Raw genomic sequence first — 26,380 nt, 5'->3', positions numbered from 1 at the left:
CCACAGGGAGTAGGGGTGATCACCACGCCCGGCTGACGCCGCCTCCGCGGCTCGCGGTCTAGCGTGGCCGACATGGAAGAGCAACACTCACACTGGGCGCACGGCGGGCCGCCGCGCTGGCTGACGGGGGCGCCGGGGCACTACGCCTCCCGGCTGCCCTGGCCGTCGACGATCCTGCTCGGCGCCGTCGTCATGGTCGGTTCGACCATCGCGGCCCGGGGGCAGATGGACGAGCGGGCGCCGCTGGACATCTTTGCGCGGCTGCTGCTCTTCCTGGCCGTCTCCGTACTTCTGCTGCGCCACCGCCACCCGGTGGTGGCCGTCTTCGGCAGTTCGGCCGCGGCGATGATCTACCTGGCGGCCGGCTATCCGTACGGACCGGTCTTCCTTGCCGTTGCCGTGGGCTGCTTCAGCGCCGTTGTCTCCGGGCGCCGGCGGGCCGCTTGGACGGCCGTCGGGATGGTGTGGCTGGGGCACGTCCTGGTGGCTCACTGGCTCTACCGGTGGCTGCCGCCCTCCGGCGACCACCCCGCCGCCTGGGGGCAGGAACTGGGCGTTGCCGCTTGGGTGGTGGCCATCATCGCCGCTGCCGAGTTCGTACGCGTGCGCCGTGAGCAGTGGGCGGATCAGCGCGCGGAGCGGGAGGCCGCGGAGCAGCGCCGGGCCGACGAGGAGCGGCTGCGGATGGCGCGCGAGCTCCATGACGTCCTGGCCCACAGCATCTCCGTCATCAACGTCCAGTCGAGTGTCGGTCTCGCGTTGCTGGACTCCGACCCCGAGCAGGCCCGTACTGCCCTCACCACCATCAAGGCCGCCAGCAAGGAGGCGCTGGGCGAGGTCCGCCAGGTCCTCGACACCCTGCGTACCCCTGGAGACGCCCCCAGGGCCCCGGCGCCCGGACTCGACCGGCTCCCCGAGCTCGTCGAACAGGCGGCGGGCGCCGGGCTGACCGTCACCGTCGAGACCGATGGCGTACGCGGCGCGGTCCCGCCCGGCGCGGATCTCGCCGCCTTCCGGATCGTGCAGGAGGCGCTGACGAATGTGGTCCGGCACTCCGGATCGCGTATCGCGCACGTCCGTATCGGTTACGAGCCCGGCCACATCCGGCTCCGTATCGATGACGAAGGACCGGCCACCGGCAATGACGCAGGCGGCAGCGGCAACGGGCTGGCAGGAATGCGGGAGCGGGCCGCCGCACTGAGTGGCACGATCGAGGCCGGGCCCCGGGCCGGCGGCGGCTTCCGGGTGCGGGCCGAACTTCCGCTGCCGTCCGATTCGCCCGGCGCGGCAGCGCACAAGGAGGAGACAACGTGATCCGCGTACTGCTCGCCGACGACCAGCTGCTGGTCCGGGCCGGATTCCGGGCCCTGCTGGACGCTCAGCCCGACATCGAGGTGGCGGGGGAGGCCGCCGACGGCGAGGAGGCCGTACGCATGGTGCGCGAACTGCGGCCGGACACCGTGCTGATGGACATCCGGATGCCGCATCTCGATGGCCTGGCCGCGACCCGTGCCATCACCGGGGACCCCGAACTGTGCGACGTCAAGGTGGTCATGCTCACCACCTTCGAGCTCGACGAGTACGTCTTCGAGGCGATCCGCTCCGGTGCCTCCGGCTTTCTCGTCAAGGACACCGAACCGGAGGAACTGCTGCGGGCGGTACGTGCGGTGGTGGGCGGCGACGCACTGCTCTCACCGGGGGTCACCCGCCGGCTGATCGCCGAGTTCGCGGCCCGGTCCAAGGAGCCCGCGGCGGCAACGGGGCTGGGCGAACTCACCGAACGTGAAAGGGAGGTGATGGCACTCGTCGGCATAGGGCTCTCCAATGAGGAGATCGCCCGTCGGCTGGTTGTCAGTCCGCTCACCGCCAAGACCCACGTCAGCCGCACCATGGTGAAGCTCGGCGCCCGTGACAGGGCCCAACTCGTGGTGCTCGCCTATGAGTCGGGGCTCGTACGCCCCGGCTGGCTCGGCTGACCCGGCCACGACGCAGGGTGCGCAACCGCCGGGGCTCCGAAGCGTCACCGATGCGGTGGCCGGCAGGCGAGAACTCCCCGCCGGCCACCGTACATTTCCCCTCGTCGGGTGGTCAGTCCCGCATGGATACCTTCTGCGCGGCGGATGCCTCGGCTGCGGCGTCCCGGTCCGTTTCGGACGAGGCGACCAGCACGGTGTGCTGCACGGGCCGGCTGCGCCGCAGCCCGGTCAGGTAGCCGCCGCGGGTGTCCTCGCGCTCGCTGCGCGGGATCAGCTTCAGACCCGCGACCAGGGCGATCAGTGAGATGGGGGCGGGCAGCAGCCCCGTCTGGTCGCTCGCCCGGAGAAGGACGACCTCGTGTGCCGCGGGATGTGCAGCGAGGACCGCCGAGGTGTCCGGGTCGAGCTGACGGCGAAGGGCCGGGCACGTCACGCCGAGGTGAAGCCGTTGCAGAGGTCGGTGCTCGCCCGCATGCTGAACGAACCGAGGCGCTGAGCGCCCCGTCGGGTGCTGCCCCGCCCCTGCCTGCTGTCAGGACCAGGTGACTCCGGAGTTCTCGCACCAGAGCCGGGCCGGCTGCGGGTCGCCTTTCAGAGTGATCGCCGTGAGCGGCAGCCGGTTCCAGAGCGTCAGATAGAGCTGCTCGGCCGTCGCGCTCAACTCGCAGTCCGCAGGGCTCACTTCGGGTGCCGCTTCATCCCGTACGGCCTGCGGCGGTTCCGGCGAGAGCCGCACGGTCCAGGTGGCGTCCGTATCCGTGGCCCGTACTCGCAGGGAACGTGGCGTTTCCGTACGCACTTTGCTCTTCGGGCGGGCGTGGAGCCCGCGCAGCAGCTCGTCGATTCCGTCCACCGCGTGATCGGCCGCCAACGGTGACAGCCGCCCACCGCGTGCCGACTCCGCGTCCACCCGGTGAATCGTGGTCTCGTGAGCCTGTCGCCGGGCCCAGAAGGCCAGTGGCGACGGCGCGGGCATGAAGGTCCAGCACTCCAGTCCGGCCGGCGCGGCCGCCAGTGCGTCGACCAGGAGGCCGTGGCCCTCGCGGAACCAGTCGAGCAGCTCGGGTCCGTCCAGATCCGGCTCCCCGCCGTCCGGGAGGTACGACGTGTGGCCCTCGACGACGAACGCGGTCGCCCAGCGGTGCACCATCCCGGTGTGCCGGAGAAGATCGCGTACCTGCCAGCCCGGGCAGGTCGGCACCGGTGCCCCGGTTCCCGCCTCCTGCGCCGCGTTCGCCAGCAGCTGTCCCTCGACGGCCAGGGACTTGATGTGGTCCGTGATCTCCATGGCCTCGATTGTGCCAGCGGTTCAGGCTTCCTGGGGGCGGGCGGTGCGAGTCCGGCTGCCGCCGTGCACCGGCCGTACGAACCAGCCGAGTGCGAGCGACTGCAGCAGTACGGACACGACCGGGGCGAGGTGGACGAACCAGGCGGGTCCGGCCGCCTCCGCGCCCCACAGCGCGCTGCCGATGAAAAAGACGAACACGGTGGGCGCCGCGAGGAGGAACAGCCAGACCCCGGCGAACGAGGCGTCCTGGGGGGCGACGAACAGGGTGTCCACGGTGACGAACGCCGCGGCCGCCAGGACGAGGCCGAGGTGGATCAGCGAGGCGGCATTGCCGAAGGTCGGGCGCGCGAGCGCGCGGACGTGCTGCTTGTCGATGACCGGCTTGTTCACGGCCCGCTCCCCATGGATGGATGACGCTTCCATCGTGTCTCCGGGGAGAGTTGTTCCTGCCTGAGCACGGCTACTCAATCGGTCATGTGTGCGCCGCGTTGCGTGCTCCGTACCCCAGTGCCGCGGCCGCGGTGGCCAGCAGTGCCACCGTGGTGAGGGCTGCCGGGAGTGAGAACCAGTCGGCCAGGAAGCCGATCGCGGGCGGTCCGAGCAGCATCCCGCCGTAGCCGAGCGTCGACGCGGCGGCCACTCCACCGGGTCCGGCCAGCTCACCGGCCCGGCCGACCGCGACGGGGAAGATATTGGCCAGACCGAGACCGGTGACGGCGAAACCGAGGAGCGCCAGCCAGGTGGTCGGGGCGAGCGAGCCGAGCAGCATCCCGGCGGCGGCCGTCGCACCGCCCGCGACCAGGGTCCGGGTCTGGCCCAGCCGTTCGAGCAGTGCCGTGCCGCTGAGTCGGCCGGCCGTCATGGCCAGTGCGAACAGGGAGTATCCAGCGGCGGCGATGCCCGGGTGGGCGTGCAGGTCCTGTTCCAGATGGAGGGCGCCCCAGTCGGCCAGCGCGCCTTCGCCGTACGCGGTGCAGAGCGCGATCACGCCGAACAGGAGCACCATGCGGCGGGCCCGCCCGTCCGGTCGCCGCGGCTTCTCGGCGTCGTCGGCCGTGGGTGCGGGCTTCGGCGCCGGTTGGCGCAGCAGTACCGGTCCCGCCGCCGCGGTGACCAGGAGCCCGATCCCGGTGAGGACGAAGAGATGTGTGGCGGGGGAGAGGCCGCCCGCGACCAGTCCGCCGAGCCCGGCACCGACCATTCCGCCGAGGCTGAACGCGGCGTGGAAGCTGGGCATCACGGGACGCCGCAGGGCGGCGACCAGGTCGACCGCCGCGCTGTTCATCGCCACGTTGATCCCGCCGTACGCGGCCCCGAAGACCAGCAGCACCAGGCCGAGTGCGAGCGCCGAATGCGTCTGCGCGGGCAGGGCGATGCTGAGGGGGAGCAGAACGCCGCAGGCCACGGTCACCGGATGGCTGCCGAAGCGCCGGCACAGCCGGCCCGTGAGCATCATGGTCACCACGGCCCCGGCGGATACGCCGAGCAGAGCGAGGCCCAGGGTGGAGGCCGAGGCCCCGGTCTGGTGCTTGATGGCCGGGATGCGGACCACCCAGCCGGCGAAGAGGAAGCCGTCGAGGGCGAAGAACACGGTCAGCGCGGTACGGAGGCGGGTCAACGAAGGTGGGGCGGTGTAGCCGCCCGGTCCCCCCGGTAGAGCCGTCCGCAGTTTGTTTAGTTGCGGCACAAACTCAGCATAGGGGCGTCCGGGTAACGGGCGCAAGATGGCCGCCCGCCGCGGCCGCAAGGGGCACAAGCGCGCCACCGGGGCGTCGTCGGCACCCCCGGATCATGGGAGACTCGCCCCCATGAACGGCAAGGTGACCACCACCCGGACAAAGTTGGAGAGGGGCCGCAGCGCGCTCGGACCCGCGCTGGAACTGGTCCACACCGGACGCGCGCCCACCCGTGCCGTCCTCACCTCCGAGCTCGGGGTCACCCGGGCGACGGCCGGTGCGGTCGCCGCGGAACTGGAGGCACTCGGCCTGATCCGGGTCGACTCCCGGCCGGGCTCCGCCGCCGGCTCGCAGGGCCGCCCCTCGCACCGGCTGGCCATCCGGGAGTCCGGGCCCGTCGCCATCGCCGCGCAGGTGCACGCCGACGGGTTCCGGGCCGCGCTCGTCGGGCTCGGCGGACGGCTCGTCGCCACCGCCCCCGGCTGCGTCACCGTCACGGCGGACCCGGCGCAGGTCATCGGCGAAGTGGTCGACGACTGTGCCCGGTTGCTGCGGGACAGCGGACTGCGCTGTGTCGGTGCGGGCCTCGCGGTGCCGTCCGCGGTCGCCGAACCGGAGGGCACCGCGCTCAACCCGCTGCACATCGCCTGGCCGGCGGGCGCCCCGGTGCGAGAGATCTTCGCCGCCTGTGTACGGGAAGCGGGCATCCCCGGACCCGCGTTCACCGGGAACGACGTCAACCTCGCCGCGCTCGCCGAACACCGGCACGGTGCCGGGCGCGGTGCCCAGCATCTGCTCTGTGTGGCCACCGGTCACCGGGGCGTGGGCGGTGCCCTGGTCCTCGACGGCCGTCTGCACACCGGGAGTTCGGGACTTGCGCTGGAGGTCGGCCATCTCACGGTGAACCCCGAGGGCCGCCCGTGCCACTGCGGCGGCCGCGGCTGCCTGGACGTCGAGACCGACCCGCTGGCCTTCCTCATCGCCGCCCGTCGCGAACCCGGTCCGGAGGAGTCGCTGCTCAAGCAGGCCGGCGATCTGCTGCGTACGGAGTACGAGGACGCGGCGGTACGGGGCGCGGCCGAGGAGCTGATCGACCGGCTCGGCCTCGGGCTCGCCGGGCTGGTCAACATCCTCAACCCCGATCGCATCATCCTCGGCGGACTGCACCGCGCACTGCTCGACGCGGATCCGGAGCGGCTGCGTGCGGTGGTGGCCGACCGCAGCCTGTGGGGGCGCAGCGGCAGTGTGCCCATCCTGCCGTGCACGCTCGACCACAACAGTCTGGTGGGGGCGGCGGAACTGGCCTGGCAGCCGGTGCTGGACGATCCGCTGGCCGCGCTTGCGTGACGGGGCCTCGGGCGGCCGCACTGTCCTCAACCATCGGCCAGGACCGAAGACGTCCTCCACGCGAAAGCCCGTGCTGCGTTACCCACCCGACGCCTCTCTAGGCCATGCGGCCCGCAGTAACCACAGGCGGTACCGACGCGAATGCACTGGCATTGCGTTCGTCGTCCGCGAAGGAGAAGACCCCGTACCGGCCCCTTCTGTTCCCCCGCAGATGCCCGGGAGCTAGGTGCGGTCCGCGCCTGCCGACGGAGGAGGAGCAGGGCCATCCCACCGGCGGCTCTGCTCCTCCAATAGGAAGCCATCTCATTTGGTGAGCCCCCAGCGGATGGCGAGAGGCAGGCGACGGTGGCGAAGGCGAGGAAGCCGTTTCGGCGTGCCACAAGATCAGATAGCGTGCGTGGCTATGGGTGAGCTGATAGTGATCAGGCACGGCCAGACCGAGTGGAGCCTGTCGGGCCAGCACGCTGGCCGGACCGACGTTCCGCTGACCGACGTCGGCAAGGCTGCGGCCAGGGCTCTTGCTCCGAGGCTGGCCCGCCGCCGTCTGGTCGCCGTGTTCAGCAGTCCGCTGAGTCGCGCCATGCGGACGGCCGAGCTGGCCGGCCTGACCGGCGCCAAGCCCGATCCCGATCTGTTGGAGTGGGACTACGGCGGCTACGAGGGCTTGACCGCCGAGCAGATCCGCGAGTCGAGGCCGGACTGGGACCTGTGGCGGGACGGCGTCGTTCCCGGCGACGCCGACCACCCCGGTGAGCAGCTCGCGCAGGTGGCCGCGCGCACGGACGCGGTGTTGGACCGCATCCGTCCATGGCTGAGCGACGGTGACGTCGCCGTCGTCGCGCACGGCCACCTGGCCCGAGTACTCACCGTGCGCTGGCTCGGCCTCGACGCGTCCGCGAGCCGAATGCTCGGCCACCCGCATCCAGGCACTCTCAGCCTACTGGCCGCCGAGGACGGGCAGCCCTTCATCTCCGCCTGGAACGTCCCTTAGCGCTGGCCCGGCGCGTCACCTCTGAGGCGAGAGGCGCCGGAGGCAGATGAGTGCCGCGGCGATGCCAGCGAAGGCAAGGAAGTGCTCGGCCTTGCGTTCGTAGCGGCGGTGAAGACGGGGGCTTTTATGTTTCCGCTGGTCGGTGGGTCGACGTTGCCTGATAGTTGGTGCATTTTGCCCACGCGACTTCCGACGCCGTCGATGGGCAGAGCCCTACGGAGACGCCCGTCGACCCGCTGCACCCCTGCCGCACTCGCACGGACCTGGTCAGGGCTCGCACAGGTGGTTCCTTTGCGCCACTCTGTCGATTCCCGGTCGTTCCGCCTCGTGTCGCTGACCTGCAACGCTCTGACCAGGTAGGCGGCGCGTCGGCCAGCGAGGAGACGACATGTCAGGGACCACGCCCAACGCCAAGGGACCGGCCCCGATCAAGCTCCCGACCGAGGCAACCGAACCCGCACTCATCCCGACCGACCAGCTCAAGCCTGAGGACATCGGCACACTGACGATCGAGTACCGCGATGGTCAGCCCGTCATCGTCCTCAGCGGCGGGAAGTACATCCCGGCAGGGCTCACGGTTGTGGACGGCTCCGGCGCGGCAGCCGGAGGGAGCCCGGGGTGCCACGATCTCGTCGAGCCGGACGGTGCCGTTGAAATGCCCGGCCGGCCAGGCGGAGGTGTCGGGGCGGTTCCCCGTGATGTGCATGTGTGTTGTGCTCCTCGAGTGTCAGGCGGCGGTGTCACCGGGGGCGAGCAGCGAGAGCAGTCCACGCGCGCCCGCGTCGAAGGCGTCCGCCGAACCGGAGGCACGGGCCAGCACATAGCCGCCCTGCACCGTCGCGACGATCGTCGCCGCCACGTCCTCGGCAACCAGAGGACGGGTGAACTCGCCCTGGTCCAGGCCCTCCTGGACGATCTCGGCGAGCCGGCCGCGCAACCAGCCGATCGTCTCGTCGACCGGTGCGCGCAACTCGTCACTGGCGATGACATCCGGATCCATCGTCAGCCGGCCCACCGGGCAGCCGCGCAGCACATCGCGCTCGCGCAGGAGATATGCCGAGATCCGCGCGTACGCCGTTCCCGGGCCGTCGAACAACTGCCCGGCCGTCTCGCGCATCTGCGAGGCCGTGCGACGGATCGCCGTGAGCGCCAGATCGGGTTTGCCCGCGAAGTGGTGGTACATGCTGCCCTGGCCCGCGCCCGCCTGCTGCTGGATGGCCTTGGGGCTGGTGCCCACATAGCCGCGCTCCCACAGGAGCTCCTGGGTGGCTTCGATCAGACGGACAGGAGTGCTCATGAATCGACTGTACATACTAGTAGGTACAGAATTCAGTGATGTCGGCCTGCCGACGGGAGCAGCCGCAGATCCGCCACGTACTCCCGAGGGGGTACGCGCACGGCCGCTGGCCGTACGACGACTCGGACCCCCTCCCGGGGCCAGGCTCGGAATCGTCAGGAAAACCTGAACGCGAACCCTGAACCGAGGGAGTTGACCGAGATGAACACCCTGGCGTACAGCGGTGGACCCGGACCCTGGATCCTCCTCTTCCCGCTCTTCTGGGTGGCCGTCGTGATCGGCGGCGTCACCCTGCTGCGCCGTACCGTCCGGCGCGGCCGACGAGGCCCCTGGCAGGCCCGTACCACCCAGGAAGCACCCGCCGAAGCGTCACCGATCACCCTGCTCGGCCGCCGCTTCGCGGCCGGAGAGGTCGACGAGGACGAGTACTGGCGCCGGCTCTCCGTACTCGACGAACAGTTCGGCCGCGGCAGCAAGGGAGGAGTGGCGTGACCACCACCGTCCCCACCTCCGAGCCCACCCCCACGTCCACCTCTGCCGCCTCCGCTGCCCGGGTCGTCGACGCCGTGAAGCTCTACGGCACCGGCGAGACCCGGGTCAGGGCCCTCGATGCGGTGAGCGTCGACTTCCCGGCCGGCCGCTTCACCGCGATCATGGGGCCCTCCGGCTCCGGCAAATCCACCCTGATGCACTGCGCGGCGGGACTCGACACCCTCACCTCCGGCTCCGCCTTCATCGGCGACACCGACATCAGTGCCCTCGACGACCGCAGACTCACCCTGCTGCGCCGGCGGCGCATCGGCTTCGTCTTCCAGTCCTTCAACCTCCTGCCGACGCTCACCGTCGCCGAGAACATCACCCTCCCTCTGGATCTCGCCGGGGAGCGACCCGACCCGGAGTGGCTCGACGCACTCGTCGACACCGTCGGACTGCGGGACCGGCTGCACCACCGGCCCGGCGAACTGTCCGGCGGGCAGCAGCAGCGGGTGGCGGTGGCGCGGGCCTTCGCGGGCAGTCCCGATGTCGTCTTCGCCGATGAACCGACCGGCAACCTCGACTCCCGTGCCGGCCAGGAGGTGCTCCGGCTGCTCGGCCGAACCGTCCGGCAGACCGCCCGCACGGTCGTCATGGTCACGCATGACCCGGTCGCCGCCGCCCATGCCGACGAGGTCGTCTTCCTCGCCGACGGCAGGCTCGTCGACCGGATGCCCGATCCCACGGCGGAGCGCGTGCTCGACCGCTTCAAGTCCTTCGCCCCCCACCCGTCACGCAGGCGGTGACGACATGACCAGCACCCGGGCCTCCGTAGGCCTGAGCATCTCCTCGCTCCGCGCCCACAAGCGCCGCTTCGCCGGTACGTTCGTCGCCGTCCTGCTCGGCGTCGCGTTCCTCACCGGGACGCTCGTCATGGGCGACACGCTCCGCGCGAGCTTCGACACCATGTTCGGCGACGCCACCGCCGGTACCGACGCCGTCGTGCGCAGTGCCGATGTGGTCACGGTCGCCGGTGAGTCCCAGGGCACCCGGCAGCCGGTGAGCACCGCACTCGTGAAGAGGATCGAGCAGACCCCCGGCGTCGCCGCGGCGGCCCCCGACATCCAGGGCGCCGGCCAGCTCATCGGCTCCGACGGCAAACCCATCGGCGGTCAGGGGCCGCCCACCCTCGCCGGCAACTGGATCGACGACCCGAAGCTCAATCCGTACCGGCTCGCCGCCGGACGCGCCCCGTCCGCGCCCGGTGAGGTCGTCATCAACCGCGGCACCGCCGACCGGGGCGGGCTCGGGATCGGCGACACGACCGTGCTGCGCACCCCCGACCCCGTGCACGTCACGATCGTCGGGCTGGCCACCTTCGGCGGCCAGGACGGCATGGGCCAGGTCACCTACACCGCCATGACGCAGGCCGATGCCGAGAAGTACCTCACGCCGAAGCCCGGCGAGGCATCGGCCATCCAGGTGCGCGCAGGCCCCGGCACCAGCCAGCAGGAGCTCGTCGACGCACTGCGCCCTGTACTGCCCAAGGACGTCGAGGCCATCACCGGACAGGCATCGGCCGCCGAGAACCGGGACATGATCTCCGGTGCCTTCCTGAGCGTGTTCACCACGCTGCTGCTGGTGTTCTCCGGGATCGTGCTGCTGGTCGCCACCTTCTCCATCCACAACACTTTCGCGATCGTCGTCGCCCAGCGGACCCGCGAGAACGCCCTGTTGCGCGCCCTCGGCGCCTCCCGCAGGCAGGTCGTCGGCTCGACCCTCGTCGAGGCGGCCGCGGTCGGTGTGATCGCTTCGGCCGCCGGTCTGGCCGGTGGTATCGGCATCGCCGCCGGACTGCAGGTGCTCTTCCCCGCCGTCGGATTCCCGTTTCCCGAGGGAGCGCTGGTGATCAGCGGCGTTTCCCTGCTGGTGCCGCTCGCCGTCGGCGTCCTCGTCTGCCTCGGCTCCGCCCTCCTGCCCGCCGTCCGGGCCGGACGCACCGCTCCGCTCGCCGCTCTGCGCGAGAGCGCTGTCGACGACTCCGCGACGTCCCGGACACGTGCCCTCGCCGGGCTCGTGCTGCTGGTGGCCTCCCTCGGCACCATCCTGACCGGCACCCTGGCCGATGTGTCCGTCCGGCTGTCGTCCGCCGGTGCGGTGTCGGCACTTGCCGCGTTCGTGGTGCTCGGACCGGTCGCCTCCTCGTACGCCGTTCGGATCCTCGGCGCCCCGCTCGACCGGTTGCGCGGTGTCACGGGCCGACTGGCCCGGCGCAACGCCCTGCGCAGCCCCCGGCGGACCGCGTCCACCGCGACCGCACTGATGATCGGCGTCGCCGTGGTCTCCCTCTTCACCGTCTTCGGCGCCTCCCTGAAGGCGACCATGAACCGGACGGTCGACCGCTCCTTCGCGGGCGACGTCGCCATCAGCGCTCCCGCCTTCGGGGCGGGCGGCAGCGGCCTCAGCCCCCGGCTGGCCCCGGCCGTCGACCGGCTGCCGGAGGTCGCGACCGCCGTCGGTCTCGGCAAGGGGGTCGCGGAGGTCGACGGTGCGGGACGCGCGCTGACCGTCACCGACCCGGCCGCGCTCGGCAGGGTCTTCGACCTCGGCCGGGTCGACGGATCGCTGAAGGGGCTGGGCGCGAACGGGATCGCCGTGTCCGACACGGAGGCCGGCAAGCGCGGTCTGCACACCGGCTCCACCGCACGGCTCACCTTCACCGACGGCACGCAGCAGAACTTCACGGTCCGTGCCGTCTACGGCCGGTCGGAACTGGCGGGCGACTACATCATCACCCGCCTGGCCTGGGCCCCGCACCGTGCGCAGGACTCCGACTCGCTGATCGCCGTCTCCTTCAAGCCCGGTGTCACCACCGCCGACGGCAAAGCGGCGGTCGCGAAGACCGCGGCGGCGTACGGCAACCCGGACGTACAGACCCGCAGCGAGTACGCGCAGTCCTCGGCCGGCGGCATCGACATGATGCTCACACTGGTCTACGCCCTGCTCGCACTCGCCGTACTGATCGCGCTGCTGGGCATCGCCAACACGCTGAGCCTGGCGCTTCACGAACGCACCAGGGAGCTGGGCCTGTTGCGGGCCGTCGGACAGACCAGGAGCCAGCTGCGGTCCATGGTCCGCTGGGAATCCGTACTGGTCGCAGCGTTCGGCACGGCGGGTGGCCTGTTGCTCGGCGGCGTCCTCGGCTGGGTGCTGGTCAAGGCGTCCGCGGGCACGGGAGACACCGCCTTCGCCTTCGTGCTGCCGCCACTGCGGCTCCTGGTGGTGGCCCTCGTGGGGATCACCTCCGGGGCGCTGGCGGGCTGGCGGCCCGCCCGTCGGGCGGCACGGCTGGACGTGCTCCGCGCGATCGCCGTTGAATAGCGCGCCAGCGGAAGGTGGAGCGGGGCACCGTCCGGTGTCCCGCGCCACCTTCCGCCGGCGCTGCTAGCCGATCACCGACGACCGCGCGACGAAAGGTGTCCGGCTCTCCAGGTACGTCACGGTGTCCGGCTCGAAAGGCCCGTCAGTGGTTGCCCCGTACACCGCGTGCAGCGGCTGCGCGGCGAACAGGGAAGGCGCCGGAAGAGTGAACCAGACAACCTTCCCGGCCCCGCCCCTCGGGCAGACCCCCCAACTCTCGCTGACCGCGGCGATCAGCGCGAGCCCGCGCCCCGACGTACTGGACGCAGAGGCCTCGCGCACGGTCGGCAGCCGTGGGTCGTGGTCGTGGACGGACACCGTCAGGCGTTCGAGCAGCAACTCGATCTCGACGGTGCATGACTTGTCCGGCTGGGCGTGCCGGTGGACATTGGTCAGCAGTTCGGTGACGCCGAGCGCCGCATGGTCGATCAGAGGATCGAGATGCCAGTAGCGCAGCTGCGCCGAAACGATTCTGCGGACCTGACCGATCCGCGACGGCAGGGCCTGGAGCTCCACCGTGCAGTGCCTGCTCGGCTCGCTGATCACGGCTTGCGACTCCCCGAAATAGGTCCGGAAGAAGACGAAGGAACGATCCAGCAGATGACTGGCTGCTGATTCAGCTCCGGCGGTGCGAATCACAATGTCACCGCCGGTAAACCACGAGTGACGTGTGACCAATGTCGCTCAGGGGGCACGGCTCCGCAACTCGCGGTGTACCGGCGGCGCCCCGTCAGATCATCCGGCCACCCGCACTGCGCAGCGTCTCGAGAAATCTGTGGGCCGGCGCGGCCTCGTCCGGACCGTGGTTGCGCTGCCCCATCGTCAGCCGGTACCGCGTCCCGTTGAGGCGCGCCACGGCCGCACCGGCTCCGGCGAACCACGGCCTGCCCGCGCTCACCGCCCCCACCGGGGCGCTGTCGATCTCCCGGCCGTAACTGGTCAGCAGAGCCAGCCTGCCGTCCTTGACGATCACCTGCCCCGCCCTCGTGAGCGAACGGGCCCACCGCTCGATCCGTACCCCCGTCGCACTGAACTCCGTTTCCGGCATGACTGCTTCGCCCCCTTCGTAACGCTTCTGATGGGCAGTCTGCACAAGCCGGGGCCGACGCGCCAGGCCGCGTCCCGGGCCGATGTCACAGCTGCCCCGCCCGCCAGCACCAAGGCAGGGCTATGGACCATCAAAGCGAACGTTTGTGCAGGTAGACGGAATATCGTTGACGGTGGAGAGTGACGGCGACACGAGGAGGAACGCGCTGATGGGCACCGCAATGCACAGAGACGACGGCCGGGCCACGGCGACCATCGACATCGACCGCTCCGACCCCGAGTACCGGGCCTGGCTCAAGGAAGCCGTACGCAAGGTCCAGGCCGACGCCAATCGCTCCGCCGACACCCATCTGCTGCGCTTCCCGCTGCCCGAGGCATGGGGCATCGACCTCTATCTCAAGGACGAGTCGACGCACCCCACCGGGAGCCTCAAGCACCGGCTGGCCCGCTCGCTCTTCCTCTACGGGCTCTGCAACGGCTGGATCCGGCCGGGCAAGCCGGTGATCGAAGCGTCCAGCGGTTCGACGGCCGTCTCGGAGGCGTACTTCGCCAAGCTGATCGGTGTGCCGTTCATCGCCGTGATGCCCCGCACCACCAGCCCCGAGAAGTGCCGCCTGATCGAATTCCACGGCGGCCGCTGCCATTTCGTCGACGATTCACGGAAGTTGTACGAGGAGTCCGCCAGGCTCGCCGCCGACACCGGCGGCCACTACATGGACCAGTTCACCTACGCCGAACGGGCCACCGACTGGCGCGGGAACAACAACATCGCCGAGTCGATCTACCAGCAGCTCGGACTGGAGCGCTACCCGGAGCCGACGTGGATCGTCGCCACGGCCGGAACCGGCGGCACCTCGGCCACCATTGCCCGCTACGTGCACTACATGCAGTTCGACACCCGGATCTGTGTGCCCGACCCGGAGAACTCCTGTTTCTTCGACGGCTGGACCCACCACAACCCCCTGGCCACCAGTGACTGCGGCTCCCGGATCGAGGGCATCGGCAGGCCTCGGATGGAGCCGAGCTTTGTGCCCGGGGCCATCGACCGGATGATGAAGGTGCCGGACGCGGCCAGTGTCGCGGCCGTGCGCGCCCTGGAGAAGGCCATCGGCCGGAAGGCTGGCGGCTCCACCGGCACCGGGCTGTGGAGCGCGTTCAAACTGGTCGCCGAAATGGTCGAGCAGGGCAGCACCGGCAGCATCGTCACCCTGATCTGCGACCCGGGCGACCGTTACCTCGACAAGTACTACTCCGACAGCTGGCTCGCCGAACAGGGCCTGGACATCGCCCCGTACACGGAAACCATCGACTCCTTCCTGGCCGACGGCAACTGGCCCGGATAGCCCGGACGGGACGCGGCGCACCCGGTCCGCGGCCGCTCTCAGGCCGCGGGCCCGGCCAGCCGCCTGTCGAGATTGCGTACCGCGTTCCGGAAAGCCCGGCCCATCCCTGACCGGCCCAGCCGCAGCGCGAACCGGAAGGGTGCGGAACCGTCCGCGGCGAACGTCCACTGCACCTGCGTCCCGGTACCGGCCGGGGTGAGCCGCCACTCCTCCAACAGGGCTTGCGGGCCAGGGGCGTTCGACTCGTCGACTCGGTAGACGTATCGCTCGCCGGGTGCCGTCGCGATGATCGTCTCGCGCAACACCGTGCCGCCCCTGAGCCGGACCTCGCGACCTGCGCCGGCCTCGGTGGGCCGGGCCGCAGTCACCGAGGTGAACCAGCTGGGCCAGCCCGCCACATCATCGGCGAGCGCACGATAGACCACCTCGGGAGGCGCGGACACCTCGGCGGCGAAGACCAGTCGCAGTGGAGCGGACTCGATGAAGTCGAGGTCCACGGAACGGAGTCGGCGTTTCACGGATCGCACCTCCCGTGCGGCCGGCGGCGGGCGGGGTTGCGCACACCATAGCTGGCGTATCGTCAGATGTCCCTGCCCGCAAGGGCATGACGCGGCAGAGTGCTACGGGACCGCCCGTGCGGCTGCGGTGATGTTGCGGGCCATACCGCCGAACACCACCGAGTGGAACGGCCACACGCTCCACCAGTAGGCGTGACCGAGCAGTCCGTGCGGATGGAACAGCGCCCGTTGTCGATAGACCGTCCGCCCCTGCTCGTTCCGGTCCACCGACAGTTCGAGCCAGGCCGGACCGGGCAGCCGCATCTCCGCGCGCAGCCGCAGCAGCTCACCCGGAACGATTTCCTCCACACGCCAGAAGTCCAATGAGTCGCCCACCCGCAGTCGCTGCGCGTCCCGCCGCCCGCGCCGCAGCCCGACGCCACCGATGATCCGGTCGAGCCAGCCCCTCACGGCCCAGGCCAGCGGGAAGGAGTACCAGCCGTTCTCGCCGCCGATGCCCTCGATCACCCGCCAGAGCGCTTCCGGCGCCACCGGCACCGTGAGTTCCCGTTCGTCGCTGTAGAGACTGCCGCCGGACCAGTCGGGGTCGGTGGGCAACGGGTCACTGGGGGCACCGGGCACTGCCGCGGACGACCAACGGGTGTCGACCCGGGCATCCTTGATCCGCTGGAGCGCCAGCCGCAGCGCCTGATCGAAGCCGATGATGCCGCCGGCCGGATCGGGTACGTACCGGGCGATGTCGCGCTCGTGACAGACCACCTCGTGGCGCAGCGACTGGGCCAGCGGCCGGGCGATGGAGGGCGGCACCGGTGTCACCAGGCCGATCCAGAGACTGGAGAGTCCCGGGGTGAGCACCGGCACGGGGAGGATCACTCGGTGGGCCAGCCCGGCGACCGCGGCGTACCGCTGCATCATGTCCCGGTACGTCATGACGTCCGGGCCGCCGATGTCGAACGTACGGTTCACATCGGCCGGCAAGTCGGCGCATCCGACGAGATACCGCACCACGTCCCGTACCGCGATCGGCTGGATCGATGTGCGCACCCAGCTCGGGGTGATCATCACCGGCAGCCGTTCGGTGAGATGACGCAGGATCTCGAAGGATGCCGAGCCCGATCCGATGATGACCGCAGCCCGCAGGACGGCCGTCGGCACCCCGGAATCCAGCAGAATGCGCCCCACCTCGGACCGCGACCGCAGATGCGGTGACAGTTCCCGTTCAGGCACCCCGGCCGGAGTGAGCCCCCCGAGATAGACGATCCGGCCGACCCCCGCCGCCCGTGCCTGCTCGCCGAAGATTCGGGCCGCCATGCGATCCGTCTCCTCGAATCCGGGTCCGGAGCCGAGCGCGTGCACCAGGTAGTACGCCACATCCATGTCCCGCATCGCCGCCCGCACCGAGGCGGCGTCGGAGACATCGCCCTCGACCACCTCGACCCGGTCCGCCCACGGGTGGTCACGCAGTTTCCGCGAGGTCCTGGCCAGTGCGCACACCTGGTGGCCGGCGTCGAGGAGTGCGGGCACCAGTCTGCCGCCGATGTACCCGGAAGCACCGGTCACCAGACAACGCAGCTGCGTACCACCGGAGGATTCGGTCACCCGCCCGAGTCTTCCACCGGACCGCCGTACGGGGCCCGGTGGAGCACTCCGAACGGCGGCACGCGGGTACCCGGGTCCACCGCACCGCCACCGGCCCCGCGCAACCGCGGCCGCCTACGGATGCGGCCGCGCCGGACGGTCCAGTATGCCGTCCAGCACCCGGCCGAAGACCCGGCGGCCTGCTCCGGCGAGCAACGGATCAGCCCATCGCGGCAGCAGCCGGACAGTCAGTTCCTCCACCCACACCACATGCGATCCGGAATCTGTCGGATACACATCGATCGAGGCCCGGCCCAGCACCAGCGAACCGCGCTTCTCCAGTCGGCACAGCCCCGCGCGCCCGGCTGCGGGCGGTGTCCACCGCACCACTTCCATGGGATCGTCGAACCCCAGCGGCCCCACACCCGTGCGTGCCACGAAGACGGTTCCGATCCGGGTCGGCAGCCCCGTGGGAACAGTGATCGTGGTCAGCGGTACATGCGCCGCGTGCCGCTCCCAGTCCGTCACCCGGCGCCAGGACTCGGCTGCGGGCAGGGGCGTGAAGCGCTCGATCCGGAAGACGGCCACAGCACGAGCCTAGGCCGTGCACCGCCCATCGCGAGCTGAGCGGAAGCCACGTACCGGCCCACGGTTCAGGAGTCGGCGTCCGCGATGCGCCCCGTCACCAGCAGGCCCGGAAGATGCTCCTCGATCTCCTCGCGGGCCGCGGCCGACAGACCCGCGTCCGTCACGAACGTGTCCACCTGCTCCAGAGTCGCGAACGAACTCAGACCCACCTTGCCCCACTTGGTGTGGTCGGCGACCACCACCACGCGCCGCGCCGACTGGACGAAACGGCGGTTGGTCTCGGCCTCCGCCAGATTCGGCGTCGAAAGACCGGCCTCCAGCGAGATCCCGTGCACCCCGAGGAACAGCACGTCGAAGTGGAGCGAGGCGATCGCCTGATCGGCGACCGGGCCGACCAGCGAGTCCGACGGGGTCCGCACCCCACCGGTGAGCACCACCGTGGCCGCCCCGGTACGCGCCCCGCCCGCACCCCCCGACCGCTGCGCGGAGTGGAACACATCGGCGACCCGCACCGAGTTGGTCACCACCGTCAGATCCGGTACGTCCAGCAGCTGTTGGGCGAGCGCATACGTCGTCGTACCGCCGGAGAGCGCGATGGCGCTGCCGGGCACCGCCATCGCCGCGGCCGCCCGCGCGATGTCCTCCTTGGCGGTCAGCTCCAGAGCCGACTTGGCCTCGAAACCGGGCTCGTGCGTGCTGGCCTCGACCACCGGAACGGCCCCGCCGTGCACTTTCTCGATCAAACCCTGGCGGGCCAGCGCGTCCAGATCCCGGCGGACAGTCATGTCGGAGACGCTCAGCTTGCGGGTCAGCTCATTGACCCGGACCCCGCCACGCCTGCGTACCTCGTCGAGGATCAGGGCGCGCCGCTGCTCCGCGAGCAGGTTCTGATTCTCGCTCAACGCCGGTCCGGTCCTTCCCTCTGGCCGTACAACAGTCTCTTCGGACGGGGTCATCCTGCCACGCGGTGTCGTCGGCCGTCGCACTGGGGAGATTCCGTGAGAGCGGTGCGTACACCGGCCCTCCTCCATGATTCTGGTGACCGTGCATCAGCACTCCCCCCACGACCGAGAGAGCGAGTCAATCCAGTGCCACCTGTCACCCAGGCCCCGCAGAGTCCGGGGCCCGCGCTGGAACTGCTGGTCCACGGCGTGGGCGGAGCCACCCCGCAGGAAATGCTCGACGATCCGCGTCCGGTCCGGGTCACCGGCGACGCGACCGCCGCCATCTACCGCCGCGCCGGGGACATGGACGCCGAACAGCACCCGGAGCGGTACCGCGACCGGCCCATCGCCGAGGCCTACTGCTGGTCCAACCTGACATCCGGCAACGGCTCCCGTGCCCTGTGGCTGCTGCTGCTCCCTTTCATGGTGGTCAACCTCGCCCACTGGATGCGCCCCACCGCCCGGGGCCGTACCCGCGCGGTGCGCCTGTACGGCGTCCTCGTCCGGCTCGTGGCGCTCAGCCTCACGGTCCTGCTGACCGCGGCGGCGTGCGAGGTCGCGCTCGATCTGACGGCCTGGCAATGCGCGGGCGTGCCGGACTGCTCGAACCAGCGTTCCTGGCTCGGCTTCCTGTCGACGGCACAGGGCGGCTGGTGGTCCCAGCCGGGCCGAAGGCTCGCCCTTGCCTCCCTGGTGCCCACCGCCCTGGTGGGGCTGCTCTGGGTCCTGTCCAACCGGACATGGAGCGCGTACGAATCGCAGCGCCCGCTCACCGGATCCGAACCGGACGACGTCGACACCGAGACCGCTCACGACCTGAACACCTCCGGCATCGCGGCCGGTGGCCGCCCGGCTCTCGGCCGGCCCGGATTCTGGTACGGCCGCCGGCTGGTCGCCCGGCTGCGCGCCGCCCACACCGCCGCCGGATTCCTCACCGTCGCCGCATCGGTCGCGGGCGCCGCGGCCCGCCACGACCGCGCAGTCACCGGCCCCGTACCCGAGATCCTCGGCAGGCTGATCGAGGCGGCGCTGGTTCTGGGCGCGCTCGTGGTGCTCTGGGTCGTCTGCCGCCGCGGCCGTAGCGAACGACGTCTCGACAACCGGCTCGACCATGCCCTCATCACCTATCTGCCCGGCGCCGCCCTGGCCCTGCTCGCCCTCGCCGCGGTGTACGCGGCCTGGTCGCGCCCCGCCTGGGCCTCTGCGGGCGCTCTGCCCGGCGATGTCGCCTTCAGTGTCCTCACGCTCGGCCAGGCGGCGCTCGTCGTCGTCCTCGCGGTGGTGTCGCTGGGCCTGTACCGCCGGACCCCCGAACCCCGCACCGTCATGTACGGACTCGGCGGACCGGCCGTCGCCATGCTCGCGTGCGCTCTCGGCGGCGTCATGACCGGCGGGGTAGCCCAGCGCGTCGCCGACTGGCTCGACGGCTCCGGCACCCCGGGCATGGGCCGGAACGCCGTCATCGAGGGACCGCCGGTGCTGCTCAGCTGGCAGGCCTCGGTCATCCCCGTGCTCCTGGTGCTGCTGGCGGTCCCCGGCCTTCTGCTGCTCGTACGCACCTGGCTCGCCGCCCGCGCCCTGGAACCCGAGGTCGACCGGGAGTACGGGCAGGAGCGGCCGGACCCCGCCCGGTCCCGGCAGATCGCCCGGATCCGGGCCACGGCAGCCCTCACCGACTCCGCGCCCTGGATCCTCGGCCCGGTCTCCGGCGCCACGCTGCTGCTCGGTGCGGCGGCGGTCGGCGGGGCCTGGGCGAGCGGTGAAGTGCCCGGGCTCGCGATGGAGGGAAGCGGCCCGTTCGTCGAGTCCGTGGCCGAAGCGGCCCAGTCGACCGGCTCCTGGATGGTCGGACTCGGCTTCATACTCTTCGTCACCTGGGGACGGCGTGCCTACCGCGACGCCTCCGCCCGGCGCACCATCGGCATCCTCTGGGACGTCGGTACGTTCTGGCCCCGCGCCGCCCACCCCTTCGCACCGCCCTGCTACGCCGAGCGCGCCGTCCCCGATCTGGCGTCACGGATGTCCGGCTGGACCGGACGAACCCGCGGCAGGCTCGTCATCTCCGGCCACTCCCAGGGCAGCGTCCTCGCAGCATCCGCGGTCTGGCAGCTGTCCGCCGAGACCAGGAGCCGGGTCGCCCTGCTCACCTACGGCTCGCCGATCGAGCGACTGTACGCGCGCTGGTTCCCGGCCTACTTCGGCCCCGCACCGCTGCACGGACTGCACCGGTCCGTGCACTGCTGGCGCAACCTCTGGCGGGCCACCGACCCGATCGGCGGCCGGGTCCGGCTCGACGAGGGACCGGGGCCAGAGGTGGACCGGGGGCCGCTGAAGGACCCCCTGGTCTACGGGCGCACCCCCGAACATCCGCTGCCCGAACCCGTTCTGGGGCACTCGGACTACCAGGCCGACCCGGTCTTCGCCCAGGAGCGGGCCGCACTGCTGGACCGGCTGGCACCGGTCCTGCCGCGCCAGGCCGACGGGGAGGGGGCCCAGGACACCCCGCGGGCTCAGGGGAGCTCCGGCAGATCCTCCGGGTAGAGCAGCGTGAGGTCGTCCGTGCTCGGCTCGGCGAGCTGGGCGACCCGGCCCGCATGCCGCTCCACCATCGACTCGAAGGTCTGCCGAGCCGTCCGCCCATTGCCGAAGGCCGGGCCCTTGGGAAGCTCCGTGAAGTACTTCAGCAGTGCTTCCCCGGCCCCGGACGCCAGGCTGTACTCGTGCTCGTCGGCCTGCTGCTCGACGATCCGCAGCAGCTCGGCGGGCTCGTAGTCGCAGAAGGTGATGGTCCGGGAAAAACGGGACGCCACACCGGGGTTGACGGTGAGGAACCGCTCCATCTCATGGGTGTACCCGGCGACGATGACGACCACCGCGTCCCGGTGGTCCTCCATCAGCTTCACGAGTGTGTCTATCGCCTCCCGGCCGAAGTCCCGGCCGGAGTCCTCGGGTGACAGGGCGTAGGCCTCGTCGACGAACAACACCCCGCCGCGCGCCCGGTCGAATGCCTCCTGGGTGCGGATGGCAGTGGAGCCGATGTGCTCACCGACCAGATCGACGCGGGACACCTCGATCAGATGTCCGCGCTCCAGCACCCCGAGCGAGGCGAGGATCTCGCCGTAAAGCCGGGCCACGGTGGTCTTGCCGGTGCCGGGGGAGCCGGTGAAGACGAGATGGCGACGGACCGACGCGGCCTTGAGCCCGGCCTCCTGACGCCGGCGGCCGACCTCGATCATGTCGGTGAGGGCGCGCACCTCCCGCTTCACGCTGTCCAGGCCCACCAGCGCGTCCAGTTCCCCGAGGACGGCGTCCGACGCGCGTACCGGCTCGGCGGCTGGCACCTCGGCCGGGGCGGGCTCCACGGCACGCGGCCCGGGGATCGTGCCGAGCAGCCCGGGGGCCGACTGGGTCGCCGTCAGCACGGTCGGGGCCGGGGGAGCGGGGGAGCGCAGCGCGCTCTCGTCGCTCGTGCAGTCCTCCACGACGGGCCCCGCTCCCGTGCCGTCGCCGTGGGCGGAGCCGCCTTCGGCGAACTCGTATCCACCGCGGGCACACCGCTCGGTACGGCAACGGGTCAGAGTCGTACGACAGCCGTCCATCACATGGAAGCCATAGCCCTCGCTTCCGGTGACCCGGCAGCTGTGGAAGGTGCCGCGGCCCTCGGCGGAGACGTAGAAACCTGCCTCGGCGGGGGAGGTGACCGTGCAGCGCTCGATCGTCGGGTCGGCGCCCTTGGTGACGATCACTCCGGTCTGCGCGGCGTCGATGGTGCAGTTGTTCAGCGTGCCGCCGCTGCCGTGGTCGCGGAACCAGGCGCCGGTGGACGCCTCACGGATGCGGCAGTCGTCGAGTTGGGCGGTCGCCCCGTCGCTCACCGACACCGCGGTATTGCGGACCTGGGACAGATCGCTGTCGACCACGTCGGCGCGCGATCCCCGGTCGAGCACGAAGATGGCGTCCGGTACGTCGTGGACCCGGCAGGAGTCCAGTATCACGGTCGCCCCGTCGCTCACCCAGACCGCCGGGTAATCGCCCGTACTGTCATGTATTTCACACTGGTTGGCGTCGACACGGGTGCCGGGGTCCCAGACCGACAGACCGTTGCGACCGAACCGGCGCACCGTGGAGCGGGTCAGGGTGAGGACCGAACGGGAACGCAGATCCACCGCGTTCTCCGGGATGTCGTGGATGTCGCAGTCGGCGAGTGTCAGTACGGCGTCGGTGTCGAGCGTGACCCCGTCCGCCGAAGTGCGGTGCACCGTGCAGTCGGTGAGGTGGGCGGCCGCGCGAGCGGTCACCTGTATCCCACTGCCCTTGATCTCGTACACCTCGCAGCCGACGGCCTCCAGACCGCTGCCCTCGCCGGTGACACTCAGCCCCGCACCCGATGCATGGTGGATCCGGCAGCGCTCCAGCCGCGGATGCGCACCGTCACGTACCGAGACACCGGACTGGCCGGCCGAGACGACCTCGCACTGTTCGAACACCCCACCCGCACCGTCGAGTACGGCGATGCCGACCCCGGCCGGGTTGTCGACCGTGCAGCGGCGTACGGTCGGCCGGGCCGCACCGCGCACCTCGATCCCGGCGGCCGAACGCGTGACGATCCGCAGATCCGCGAGCTCCGGTGCGCCGTCCTCGACGAGCAGCGCCGGGGCCGTCGAGTCCTGACCCTCCACATGCAGGTCCGTGACGACGGCGGAGGCACGGACGGTCAGCGGTACGCCGTCGACCGGTGCGATCCGAACGGAACCGACCGAGCCCTCGGGGCCGCGCAGCGTCACCGCGCGGTGCAGGACCAGATTCTCCCGATAAGTGCCCGGCGCGACGGTGAGGACATCACCGTCCGCCGCGGCCTCCAGGGCTGCGGTGAGGGAGGCGTATTCGCCTGTGCGGCGCCGCCACCGCGATGTGCCGGTGTGCGTCACCTGGACCGTGCCCTGTGCCATGGCGCTGTTGTGCCCCCACCTCGTGCGTGTGTGATGCCCGTGTCACCGGCCTTGCGGCAGCGACGAACCCCGGGCCCGCCCGCCGAGGAAGCGGGCGGGCCGGTCCACCGTAGCGCGCGCGGCGGGCGGGAGTTGACCCGATCCGGCAGCTGATCAGCTGCCGGTCCCGGTCCTGCCCCAGTCCGGACCGGCCTTCGCCCAGGCTCGGTCGATCCTGGTGTACCGCCCCCGCACCATGCGCCAGACGATCAGGCGCCGGCCGCCCTCGACCAGTCCGACGGCGAGCAGCATCGCCCCCAGCCCGGCCAGCGCCGCATGCGTATGAGCCGTCGGAGCGTCCATGGGCCGCAGCGCGGGGTGGCCGTCGAGGTCTGTCCAGATCTTCACCACGGCCCCGGGATCCGTCTTGCGGGAAGAGGTGGTCACCGTACCGCGACGGTCCGTGCCGTCCAGGGCCTTCCAGCGCGCCACCACCGAGGTCTGCGTAGTGCGCTCCGAGGACACTTCGGGATCGCTGACGAGACGTGATGCTCCCGGGGCCCGGCGTACCACGACCGCGGTCGTGGTACGACGCTGGGCCTGCTGGGCCCGCACCGATTTCTGCAGGGCGTCGTCCGTGAGCGAACCGCACACCCAGCCCACTGCCGGTGCCGCCAGCACCATGAGAAGCAGCGCGACAAGAGCCACCCATGCCTCGCGCCGGTCAGTGGCGCGGCGCAGGGGATTGCGCCGCCAACGCCACACTCCCGTAACCGCTCGCACAGTCCTGCACCCCCTTCCGTATCCGTCTTAACCTGATACGGCATGCTTCGCTCGCCGGAGCAGCGAAGAGAGAGCAACCTCACCCTGGCCAACGCGGGGACCGCCCCCGTGAGTTCCCCTGCCCCACCGGTCCGGGCTGACGGTCCGTCCGGGGCGCGCGCGACCGAGGGGCAGCGCTGCCGGTGCGGGAACACCGAGGTCGCCGTCGAGTCCCCATGGCTCGACGACGACCTCGTGCGACTGCGAGCGATTCCCGGCTCAGTACCCCCGGCCCTGGTGCGGGCGGTCGTACGGGTCCTCGTAGGGCGAGGGTGCCGGGGCGGGGCGCGGTGACGCCGGACGCATCGCCTCGTAACCGGTGCCGGGCGCCGGCCGCTGCTGCTGTTGCGGCGGATAGGGCGCCTGGTACCCGCCACGGGCCGCGGTCGGCTGCTGCGGGATGTACGGCGCCGGGGCGTGCTGCAGCTGTGCGGGCTGCATCGGCGCATAGCCTTGCTGGGCCGGCTGCTGGTAGCCGTACGACGGACTGGGCTGGGAAGGCGCCGCGGGAAGAGCCGGCAGCGCTGCCGGGAGAGCCGGCAGATAGCTGTTGCCGGTGTCATAGACGGCAGGCACTCGGATCGGAGCGATCTGAGGGGTGCCCCGCTCCGCGACCAGGGAGTCGTAGATCGGAGTTTCGGGGAACGACGGTGCGGCGTAGTAGCCGCCGCCGTAGGTGGAGCGGGGGGAGGTCATGACACCTAAGTTAAGCCCACGATGTGCTGGTTGGGGAGTCCCAATCTTAGGGTCATCCGTTTTACGCTGGTTCTGTCCGCCTGACCTGCCAAAACATCGTTAAAGCTTCCGTTAACAGCAGGGGATTTTTCGTTGGAGGGCCCCATGGCTGACGAGAAGTGGTGGATGGGCTGCAAGGGCGACGCCCGCGTGGCACTCGCCAGGACGGAGGGTTTCGACCCCGAGCGTCTGGAACCTTACGGTGACATCGTCACCTCCCGTGATCGTGAAGTGCTGACGGCTTACCGCAGGCGTGGGTCGGTGCCGTCCTTCTCCCCTCCGAACGCAGACCTGCGGCGCCATGCCGGTCAGGTGGTCGCCCAGCTCCGCATCGCTGAGGCGAAGTTGCACGGCCACTATCCGCAGCACGCGTTGGAGGAGTTGGCGCGGCTGGTCGCGACGATCGCGGAGCACTACGCGAGCGGCAAGGTCTGAACCCTGCTGCCGGTCGGATCGGTTGCGGACCTTGAACCCGTACGTGACCGTGAGCCAATGCTCGTGGGTGTTACCGTCGTGGTGATTGCCGGCGGAGCCATCACTGTCTCCCTGCTGAATCTGCCCGACGTAGCTTCGGGGGCTTGTCGCGGTGGCGATACTGGTGCTGCTGGCCCTCTTCGGGCGGCGTTGGCGCCGGTACCTGCCGATTGCCGACATGTTCAAGCCCGGACCCTGATCCGCACCACCGCTGTCCAATTTTCGCGACCTGGCGCTTCTTCCCGGGAGTTCCGGCGCCGTATGGACCTGGTGGCGGTACGTCGGCCCTCGGCGCCTGCGCCCGTCATGTCTGGATCGCCTGCCAGAACAGCCTCGCCACATTGCTTGCCGAGGCCACGGGCCGCCCAGAACCCGACGACTCCGTGTATGTCCTGGCCCGCTACATCCTGGAGCCCCCCGACCTCACCTCCGCCCGGCCCGACCGCAGAGCCGCCCTCGCTGAGGCGTTCAGCCGCCTCAAGGACGGCTGGCCCGGCCTCTTCCTGTCGTTCGGAGCGTTGAGGTACGCGTCCGTCAGGCCGTGCTCCAGCGCCGGCCAGCCGACGTTGAGCATCTCCTGGTCCGACTTGTCGTAGGAGTAGCGCGTCAGGTCGGGGCGGTGGGTCATTCGTTGCTCCTCAGTGCTGTGGGTCGCAGTGTTTCCGGCAGATCGCCAGGTGGACCGGGCCCATGTTGGGTTTGAGGATCTCGCGTGCTTGCCGGAACTGCGGCCGGCGGTGCGGACCCGGCGGACGATCACAATGACCGTGTCGTGGTCGAGTTCGGCCCGAAACCGGAGTGCGTCCGCGTCTGCAGCGGCCGGTGCGACAGGCGTGGCGCTTCGCTAGTGCCGGATCAGGCAACGTTTGCCCTGTCCACGACGGCGCGTAGGTGCCGGTTGTCGGCATTGCGGTTTCGCCAGATGATGTAGCGG

General features: G+C 70.9%; 24 protein-coding genes and 1 pseudogene. 11 read left to right on the top strand and 14 right to left on the bottom strand.

Annotated features, from left to right (window positions below; genetic code table 11):
- Positions 1–72 precede the first annotated feature (72 nt).
- The 3 genes and pseudogenes from ACIPEK_RS37640 to ACIPEK_RS37630 all read left to right on the top strand — a co-directional run.
- Complete coding sequence (locus ACIPEK_RS37640) at positions 73–1,314, top strand: sensor histidine kinase (protein WP_402005860.1); 1,242 nt, start codon at positions 73–75, stop codon at positions 1,312–1,314.
- Positions 1,311–1,976, top strand: a complete 666-nt coding sequence (locus ACIPEK_RS37635) for a response regulator (RefSeq protein WP_383078932.1) — start codon at positions 1,311–1,313, stop codon at positions 1,974–1,976. The genes ACIPEK_RS37640 and ACIPEK_RS37635 overlap by 4 nt, the downstream gene beginning before the upstream one ends.
- A 325-nt stretch (positions 1,977–2,301) precedes the next feature.
- Positions 2,302–2,472, top strand: a pseudogene (locus ACIPEK_RS37630) (MarR family transcriptional regulator); the annotation flags it as partial.
- Between the two features lie 36 nt (positions 2,473–2,508).
- Here ACIPEK_RS37630 and ACIPEK_RS37625 read toward each other — a convergent pair.
- The 3 genes from ACIPEK_RS37625 to ACIPEK_RS37615 all read right to left on the bottom strand — a co-directional run bounded on the left by ACIPEK_RS37625 (position 2,509) and on the right by ACIPEK_RS37615 (position 4,951).
- Positions 2,509–3,264 carry a maleylpyruvate isomerase family mycothiol-dependent enzyme gene (locus ACIPEK_RS37625; RefSeq protein ID WP_402005857.1) on the bottom strand — a complete coding sequence of 252 codons (756 nt, stop codon included), beginning with the start codon at positions 3,262–3,264 and terminating at the stop codon, positions 2,509–2,511.
- A gap of 21 nt (positions 3,265–3,285) precedes the next feature.
- Positions 3,286–3,654, bottom strand: a complete 369-nt coding sequence (locus ACIPEK_RS37620) for an SCO4225 family membrane protein (protein ID WP_402005854.1) — start codon at positions 3,652–3,654, stop codon at positions 3,286–3,288.
- 82 nt (positions 3,655–3,736) lie between these two features.
- Positions 3,737–4,951, bottom strand: a complete 1,215-nt coding sequence (locus tag ACIPEK_RS37615; protein WP_402005851.1) for an MFS transporter — start codon at positions 4,949–4,951, stop codon at positions 3,737–3,739.
- A gap of 121 nt (positions 4,952–5,072) precedes the next feature.
- On the opposite strand from ACIPEK_RS37615, the gene ACIPEK_RS37610 reads away from it, so the two are divergent.
- Positions 5,073–6,287, top strand: a complete 1,215-nt coding sequence (locus ACIPEK_RS37610; protein ID WP_114243126.1) for an ROK family protein — start codon at positions 5,073–5,075, stop codon at positions 6,285–6,287.
- 403 nt (positions 6,288–6,690) lie between these two features.
- Positions 6,691–7,278, top strand: a complete 588-nt coding sequence (locus ACIPEK_RS37605) for a histidine phosphatase family protein (RefSeq protein WP_402005848.1) — start codon at positions 6,691–6,693, stop codon at positions 7,276–7,278.
- A 727-nt stretch (positions 7,279–8,005) separates the two neighbouring features.
- Here ACIPEK_RS37605 and ACIPEK_RS37600 read toward each other — a convergent pair.
- On the bottom strand, positions 8,006–8,575 hold the full coding sequence (locus tag ACIPEK_RS37600) for a TetR/AcrR family transcriptional regulator (RefSeq protein ID WP_402005846.1): 570 nt from the start codon (positions 8,573–8,575) through the stop codon (positions 8,006–8,008).
- 201 nt (positions 8,576–8,776) lie between these two features.
- Between ACIPEK_RS37600 and ACIPEK_RS37595 the strand changes: the two genes are divergently transcribed.
- Genes ACIPEK_RS37595 through ACIPEK_RS37585 form a run of 3 tightly spaced genes read left to right on the top strand, consistent with a single transcriptional unit; the run spans position 8,777 to position 12,430 of the window.
- On the top strand, positions 8,777–9,067 hold the full coding sequence (locus ACIPEK_RS37595) for an SHOCT domain-containing protein (RefSeq protein WP_402005843.1): 291 nt from the start codon (positions 8,777–8,779) through the stop codon (positions 9,065–9,067).
- Positions 9,064–9,855, top strand: a complete 792-nt coding sequence (locus tag ACIPEK_RS37590; RefSeq protein WP_402005840.1) for an ABC transporter ATP-binding protein — start codon at positions 9,064–9,066, stop codon at positions 9,853–9,855. The genes ACIPEK_RS37595 and ACIPEK_RS37590 overlap by 4 nt, the downstream gene beginning before the upstream one ends.
- Before the next feature lie 4 nt (positions 9,856–9,859).
- On the top strand, positions 9,860–12,430 hold the full coding sequence (locus ACIPEK_RS37585; protein ID WP_402005837.1) for an ABC transporter permease: 2,571 nt from the start codon (positions 9,860–9,862) through the stop codon (positions 12,428–12,430).
- 63 nt (positions 12,431–12,493) lie between these two features.
- Here ACIPEK_RS37585 and ACIPEK_RS37580 read toward each other — a convergent pair whose 3' ends face one another.
- Together ACIPEK_RS37580 and ACIPEK_RS37575 are read right to left on the bottom strand one after the other, a co-directional pair.
- Positions 12,494–13,015 (bottom strand): ATP-binding protein, encoded by a 522-nt coding sequence (locus tag ACIPEK_RS37580; protein WP_383078953.1) that lies wholly within the window; start codon positions 13,013–13,015, stop codon positions 12,494–12,496.
- A gap of 184 nt (positions 13,016–13,199) precedes the next feature.
- A complete protein-coding gene (locus tag ACIPEK_RS37575) occupies positions 13,200–13,517 on the bottom strand; it encodes a hypothetical protein (RefSeq protein WP_402005835.1) in 318 nt (105 codons plus the stop codon).
- Positions 13,518–13,725: 208 nt separating this feature from the next.
- On the opposite strand from ACIPEK_RS37575, the gene ACIPEK_RS37570 reads away from it, so the two are divergent.
- On the top strand, positions 13,726–14,859 hold the full coding sequence (locus ACIPEK_RS37570; protein WP_402005832.1) for a PLP-dependent cysteine synthase family protein: 1,134 nt from the start codon (positions 13,726–13,728) through the stop codon (positions 14,857–14,859).
- 38 nt (positions 14,860–14,897) lie between these two features.
- On the opposite strand, the gene ACIPEK_RS37565 is transcribed toward ACIPEK_RS37570, so the two are convergent.
- From ACIPEK_RS37565 to ACIPEK_RS37550, 4 genes are all read right to left on the bottom strand, one after another.
- Positions 14,898–15,377: an SRPBCC family protein gene (locus ACIPEK_RS37565; RefSeq protein ID WP_402005829.1), complete on the bottom strand. Its 480-nt coding sequence runs from the start codon at positions 15,375–15,377 to the stop codon at positions 14,898–14,900.
- A gap of 102 nt (positions 15,378–15,479) precedes the next feature.
- The gene (locus ACIPEK_RS37560; RefSeq protein ID WP_402005826.1) at positions 15,480–16,976 is read right to left on the bottom strand and encodes an SDR family oxidoreductase; all 1,497 of its coding nucleotides are present in this window, start codon (positions 16,974–16,976) and stop codon (positions 15,480–15,482) included.
- Between the two features lie 114 nt (positions 16,977–17,090).
- On the bottom strand, positions 17,091–17,543 hold the full coding sequence (locus ACIPEK_RS37555) for an SRPBCC family protein (RefSeq protein ID WP_402005823.1): 453 nt from the start codon (positions 17,541–17,543) through the stop codon (positions 17,091–17,093).
- A 65-nt stretch (positions 17,544–17,608) separates the two neighbouring features.
- Positions 17,609–18,445 (bottom strand): DeoR/GlpR family DNA-binding transcription regulator, encoded by an 837-nt coding sequence (locus tag ACIPEK_RS37550; RefSeq protein WP_402005820.1) that lies wholly within the window; start codon positions 18,443–18,445, stop codon positions 17,609–17,611.
- A 273-nt stretch (positions 18,446–18,718) separates the two neighbouring features.
- Between ACIPEK_RS37550 and ACIPEK_RS37545 the strand changes: the two genes are divergently transcribed.
- Positions 18,719–21,028, top strand: coding sequence for a hypothetical protein (locus ACIPEK_RS37545; protein WP_402005896.1), 2,310 nt, complete (start codon positions 18,719–18,721; stop codon positions 21,026–21,028).
- On the opposite strand, the gene ACIPEK_RS37540 is transcribed toward ACIPEK_RS37545, so the two are convergent.
- From ACIPEK_RS37540 to ACIPEK_RS37530, 3 genes are all read right to left on the bottom strand, one after another.
- Positions 20,998–23,436 carry a right-handed parallel beta-helix repeat-containing protein gene (locus ACIPEK_RS37540; RefSeq protein WP_402005817.1) on the bottom strand — a complete coding sequence of 813 codons (2,439 nt, stop codon included), beginning with the start codon at positions 23,434–23,436 and terminating at the stop codon, positions 20,998–21,000. The genes ACIPEK_RS37545 and ACIPEK_RS37540 overlap by 31 nt on opposite strands.
- 153 nt (positions 23,437–23,589) lie before the next feature.
- Positions 23,590–24,198, bottom strand: coding sequence for a hypothetical protein (locus ACIPEK_RS37535; RefSeq protein ID WP_402005814.1), 609 nt, complete (start codon positions 24,196–24,198; stop codon positions 23,590–23,592).
- Between the two features lie 258 nt (positions 24,199–24,456).
- Positions 24,457–24,933: a DUF6643 family protein gene (locus ACIPEK_RS37530; RefSeq protein WP_402005811.1), complete on the bottom strand. Its 477-nt coding sequence runs from the start codon at positions 24,931–24,933 to the stop codon at positions 24,457–24,459.
- A 144-nt stretch (positions 24,934–25,077) separates the two neighbouring features.
- On the opposite strand from ACIPEK_RS37530, the gene ACIPEK_RS37525 reads away from it, so the two are divergent.
- Positions 25,078–25,407, top strand: coding sequence for a hypothetical protein (locus tag ACIPEK_RS37525; RefSeq protein WP_402005808.1), 330 nt, complete (start codon positions 25,078–25,080; stop codon positions 25,405–25,407).
- A gap of 439 nt (positions 25,408–25,846) precedes the next feature.
- On the opposite strand, the gene ACIPEK_RS37520 is transcribed toward ACIPEK_RS37525, so the two are convergent.
- The gene (locus ACIPEK_RS37520; protein ID WP_402005806.1) at positions 25,847–26,074 is read right to left on the bottom strand and encodes a hypothetical protein; all 228 of its coding nucleotides are present in this window, start codon (positions 26,072–26,074) and stop codon (positions 25,847–25,849) included.
- Between the last annotated feature and the right edge of the window lie 306 nt (positions 26,075–26,380).

Source organism: Streptomyces sp. NPDC088246 (assembly GCF_044741025.1).
Classification (GTDB): domain Bacteria; phylum Actinomycetota; class Actinomycetes; order Streptomycetales; family Streptomycetaceae; genus Streptomyces.
The sequence above is the reverse complement of the archived record's forward strand: the minus strand, read 5'-3'. Positions and strand labels throughout refer to the sequence as shown.